General features: G+C 69.6%; 8 protein-coding genes. 6 read left to right on the top strand and 2 right to left on the bottom strand.

Going from position 1 to position 4,702, the window contains the following annotated elements:
• From G6019_RS03505 to G6019_RS03480, 6 genes are all read left to right on the top strand, one after another.
• Nucleotides 1-364 (top strand): MnhB domain-containing protein (locus G6019_RS03505; protein WP_304506191.1); only part of this gene is annotated, 364 nt, incomplete at its 5' end.
• Complete coding sequence (locus G6019_RS03500) at nt 361-984, top strand: Na(+)/H(+) antiporter subunit C (RefSeq protein WP_182612342.1); 624 nt, start codon at nt 361-363, stop codon at nt 982-984. The genes G6019_RS03505 and G6019_RS03500, both read left to right, overlap by 4 nt.
• Nucleotides 981-2,606: a Na+/H+ antiporter subunit D gene (locus tag G6019_RS03495; RefSeq protein WP_107757392.1), complete on the top strand. Its 1,626-nt coding sequence runs from the start codon at nt 981-983 to the stop codon at nt 2,604-2,606. Before G6019_RS03500 ends, G6019_RS03495 begins: the two co-directional genes overlap by 4 nt.
• Before the next feature lies 1 nt (nt 2,607).
• A complete protein-coding gene (locus tag G6019_RS03490) occupies nt 2,608-3,210 on the top strand; it encodes a Na+/H+ antiporter subunit E (protein WP_107757393.1) in 603 nt (200 codons plus the stop codon).
• A complete protein-coding gene (locus G6019_RS03485) occupies nt 3,207-3,500 on the top strand; it encodes a monovalent cation/H+ antiporter complex subunit F (RefSeq protein WP_107757394.1) in 294 nt (97 codons plus the stop codon). Before G6019_RS03490 ends, G6019_RS03485 begins: the two co-directional genes overlap by 4 nt.
• A complete protein-coding gene (locus G6019_RS03480; RefSeq protein WP_107757395.1) occupies nt 3,497-3,865 on the top strand; it encodes a monovalent cation/H(+) antiporter subunit G in 369 nt (122 codons plus the stop codon). Before G6019_RS03485 ends, G6019_RS03480 begins: the two co-directional genes overlap by 4 nt.
• Before the next feature lie 91 nt (nt 3,866-3,956).
• Here G6019_RS03480 and G6019_RS03475 read toward each other — a convergent pair whose 3' ends face one another.
• Together G6019_RS03475 and G6019_RS03470 are read right to left on the bottom strand one after the other, a co-directional pair.
• The gene (locus tag G6019_RS03475; RefSeq protein WP_182627045.1) at nt 3,957-4,271 is read right to left on the bottom strand and encodes a hypothetical protein; all 315 of its coding nucleotides are present in this window, start codon (nt 4,269-4,271) and stop codon (nt 3,957-3,959) included.
• 89 nt (nt 4,272-4,360) lie between these two features.
• Nucleotides 4,361-4,702: LytR C-terminal domain-containing protein (locus tag G6019_RS03470; RefSeq protein WP_182627043.1), on the bottom strand; the 342-nt coding region annotated here is incomplete at its 5' end.

Below are 4,702 nucleotides of genomic sequence, written 5' to 3'. Positions count from 1 at the left end.
CACGGCGTCCATGTTCTTCGGCGCCCCCGCCCTGTCGAGCGCCACGTTCGAGGCCACGCTCCCGGTGTTCGGTGAGGTCAAGGTCGTCACGGCCTTGCTCTTCGACGCCGGCGTCTACCTCATCGTCGTGGGGCTGGTCCTGGACATCCTCCGCAGCCTCGGCGCCCGACTCGATCTGGACGCCGAGGATCTCGAGGAGCTGCGCGCCATCTACGTGGACGCCACCGCCTCGCCGTCCACCGCCGCCCTGCGCAATGTCCCCGGTGTGGACTCCGACGGAGCGCGGTCCGACCTCGCGGCCCACCGCGCCGCCCGCCGCGAGGCCGCGGAGAACCAGGGCTCCCCCACCGGAGGCACGTCATGACCGCCGATTTCGGGCTGCTCCTGCTCGCCGGATTGCTCTGTGCCGCCGGGGTCTACCTGCTGCTGGAACGGGCGATCATCAAGATCCTGTTGGGGATCATGATCTTCTCCAACGGCATCAACCTGCTCCTGCTGGCCGCGGGAGGCCCGCCCGGCAGTCCGCCCATCATGGGCCGCGGCCGGAGCCCCGACGCCGCCGACTCCGACCCCCTGTCCCACGGGATGATCCTCACCGCGATCGTCATCACGGCCGGCGTCGGAGCCTTCATCCTCGCGTTGGCCTACCGCTCCTACCAGTTCACCACCGCTGATGAGGTCGCCGACGACGCCGAGGACACCAAGATCGCCAAGCGCTCACCCACCGACGCCTGGTCCGCGCCCGACCGGGACCTGTCCGACGACCACAGCACAGGTCAACCCACCGAACTCGGGGACCACGTCGACTACGACGACGACGACCTGACGGACGCCGAGGCGGAGGCCGAAGCGGAGGCCGAAGCGGAGGCGCGAGGTGGGGCCCGCGGGCGCGACGTGCCCGCCCGACTCCCCCGGAGGACGACGCGCCGGAGCGACGGGGACGACCGAGACCACGGAGACGACGGAAGGGAGGGCGGCCGGTGATCTCCCCCGACCTCTTCGGCTACCTCATCCCCTCGGTCGTCCTCATACCCCTGCTCGCCGCGGCCCTGTGTCTGGTGGTCTCCCGCCGACCCCGCGTGCAGAACATCATCACGGTCGTCACCCTCACAGTCGTGCTGGTCATCGCCGGCGTCCTGCTGGTGCTCACCGACCAACACGGCGTCCACACCGTGCAGGTGGGCGGATGGGACGCGCCCGTGGGCATCACCCTGGTGGCCGACCGGCTCAGCGCGCTCATGCTGTGTGTGTCGGCGATCGTCCTGCTCACGGTGATCATCTACGCCGTGGGCCAGGGTGTCCGCGACGGCGACGGCGACCAGCCCACCTCCATCTTCCTCCCCACCTACCTGGCGCTCGCGGCGGGACTGAACGCCGCGTTCATCGCCGGCGACCTGTTCAACCTGTTCGTCGGGTTCGAGATGCTGCTGGCCGCGTCCTACGTCCTGCTCACGCTCGGCGCCAGTCAGGAGCGCGTCCGCGCCGGGGTCTCCTACACCGTCGTGTCGATGGTGTCCTCGATGGTCTTCCTGCTCGGCATCGCACTGACCTACTCGGCCGCGGGCACACTCAACCTCGCGCAGCTCTCCGTGCGGATGACCGAGGTCCCGGAGGGGTTGCGGAACACGATCTTCGCCGTCTTCCTGGTCGCGTTCGGCATCAAGGCCGCCGTCTTCCCCCTGTCCACCTGGCTGCCCGACTCCTACCCCACCGCGCCCGCCCCCGTCACCGCGGTGTTCGCCGGACTGCTGACCAAGGTGGGTGTCTACGCGATCATCCGCTTCCACACCCTCGTGTTCCCCGGTGGGTCCATGGACGGCGTCCTCCTGGTGGCGGGTCTGCTCACGATGGTGATCGGCATCCTCGGCGCCATCGCACAGTCAGACATCAAACGAATACTGTCGTTCACCCTCGTCAGCCACATCGGCTACATGATCTTCGGCATCGCCCTGTCGACCGGGTACGGGCTGAGTGCGGCGATCTACTACGTCGGACACCACATCATCGTCCAGACCACACTGTTCCTGGTGGTCGGACTGATCGAGCGGCAGGCCGGGTCGTCCTCCCTGCGCCGCCTCGGCTCGCTCGCGGTGGCCAGCCCCGTCCTCGCGGTGATGTTCCTCATCCCCGCCCTCAACCTCGGTGGCATCCCGCCCTTCTCAGGGTTCATCGGCAAGCTCGCGGTGGTCCAGGCCGGCGCCGAGGTCGGAGGTCCGCTCATGTGGGTCCTCGTCGCCGGGGCGATGGTCACCAGCCTGCTCTCGCTCTACGTGATGGTGCGCGTGTGGTCCAAGGCGTTCTGGCGTCCCCGGGCCGACGCCCCGGAGGGTGCGGTGGCCCTGGCCAAGCCGCTGGCACTGCTGCCCTCCGACGAGTACGTGGAGTTCGACGAGCGCGAGGAGGTGGGCCGGATGCCGCTGAGCATGGTCGCGCCCACCATGGCCCTGATCGTGGTCTCCTTGTTGATGACAGTCTTCGCCGGCCCGTTGCTCGGGGTGACCGACCGGGCCGCCGAGAGCCTGATGGAGCGGCATGACTACCTGGACACCATCCCCCTCGACGCGACGCCCGACCGCTACGTCGGTTCCGTGACGGGGGTGCGCTGACATGCCCCGCAGGATCGCGGCCCGTCTCGACCCCCGGGTGGTCGGTTCCCGCCTGTTCATGATGCTCTGGCTGACGGTCGCGTGGGTCATGCTGTGGGGCCCGGTCGAGGTCGGGACCATCGTCGCCGGGGTCCTCGTGGCACTCGTGGTGATGGTCCTGCTCCCACTCCCCCGTGTGCCCGTGGAGGGCCTGGTCAGACCTCTGTCGACGGTGTGGCTGGTGATCGTGGTGGCCTACTACCTCGTCCGTTCGTCGCTCGCCGTGGCGTGGCTGTCCGTGCGCCCCCAGGCACCGCCCCGTTCCGCCGTGCTGCGGGCACCCATGCGGCTCAGGTCGGACTTCACGCTCGCCCTGGCCGTCAACACCCTGAACCTCATGCCCGGAGGCGTCGTCGTGCGCGTCGATCCGGTGGCCCGGTACGTGTACGTCCACGTCCTGGACGCCGGCAGCCCCGAGGCGGTCGAGCGGTTCCGGCGCCAGACCGCCCACGTCGAACAGCTGTACTCTCGGGCGTTCGAACGGCCCGAGGACTGGAAACCGAGCCCGCAGCACTACTACGCCCCCTCGGAGGAGTACGGGACCGACAGCGAGGAGCACCGATGAGCCTGACACTGCTGTTGTGGAGCGCGGCCGTGGTCGCCCTCACGCTCGCACTGTTCACCACCATGATCCGTCTGATCGGTGGCCCGGGCACCCTCGACCGACTGATCTCGCTGGACATGCTCGCCGCGATCGCCCAGTGCGGCGTCGGGGTGTACATCGCGTGGAGCAAGGACACCACGGCGGCGGCCGCCCTCGTAGCACTCGCACTGGTCGCCTTCCTCGGATCGGTGTCCGTGGCCCGGTTCCGCGTCAGCGACTCCGCCGGAGTTCACAAGGAGACCCTCACATGACCGACGACCCCAGGGAGATCGTCTCGGCGCTCTTCGTCCTCGCCGGGGCGTTGCTGACCCTCGCCAGCGCCATCGGTCTGGTGCGCTTCCGCGACACCCTGAGCCGGATGCACCCTGCAGCCAAACCGCAGGTCCTGGGACTGGTGCTCGTCTTGCTGGGGGCGAGCATCCGGATCTTCCCCCACATCGACCTGGGAATGCTGCTGCTGGCCGGCATCGTGGCCGTGTGCACCGCACCGGTGATCGCCAACCGAGTGGGCAACCTGGCGTATCACGAGAGCGTCGAGGACGGCACGATCACCCACGAGGCCCCGGTGCTGGAGAAGTTCCAGGCCAGCGAGGCCAACCGGAAGAACACATCCTGACCCGCCGATCGGGTCCGGGCGCCGGGACGACTCGAGCCCCGCTCCCTTCACGGGGGCGGGGCTCGTTCGGTGGTACCGGGCTACCGGTCGATCACGGGGCGGGCTGAGCAGGCGACACCGCGGTCCCGGTCTGGCCCTGGGTGGGCTGATCCCCGACGGGGACCTCCACGAGGACGTCCTCCTCGATCTCGACGACCTCGACCTCCGCGCCCTCGACTTCCGCGCCCTCGACCACGTCGGCGTCCTCCGCCTCCGCGTCGGCCTCCCCCGTGTAGGTGGGCAGGGTGTAGGGGGCGTCGGGATCCGCGGGCTGCTCGTTGGGCGGGGAACACGCGGTCACGGCGAACGCGAGTGCGAATGCGGGAACCGCGACCATGAGGCGGCGGGCGGTCTGACGCGGGGCCATGAGGGCTCCTTCGATCTCGAAAAGCTGCAGGTCGCTGTGAGCACGCGTCCCGACGGGCGGAGTGCGTGAACTCATCATATCCTCAGCAGTCAGCGGTCGAGGTCCTGGGTGACGATCACGATCACCCCGGGGGCACCCACCTCGAGATCGGCAGGGCGGGGCAGGGCGGGGATGCCCAGCTGGGCCGCGACGGCCTCGGCGGCCTGCCGCTCACCGGCGCCGGTTCCGAAGTACACGGTCGACTCGGACACCACCGGCCGGTTGGAGGGCAGGTTGGCCACCTCGCCGACGGCGAAACCGGACTCGCGAAGCGCCTCTCCGGTCCTCCCGGCGAGCCCCGTGACGGTGCTGTTGTTGAACACCTGCACGGGTACCGCGGTCACGGCCGGAACGCCGGGCTGGCCGGCCGGGGGCTGCTCGGCGGCCTGACC

It is taken from the genome of Dietzia sp. DQ12-76 (genome assembly GCF_014145045.1).
In the GTDB taxonomy this organism is placed as follows: Bacteria; Actinomycetota; Actinomycetes; order Mycobacteriales; family Mycobacteriaceae; genus Dietzia.
The sequence above is the reverse complement of the archived record's forward strand: the minus strand, read 5'-3'. Positions and strand labels throughout refer to the sequence as shown.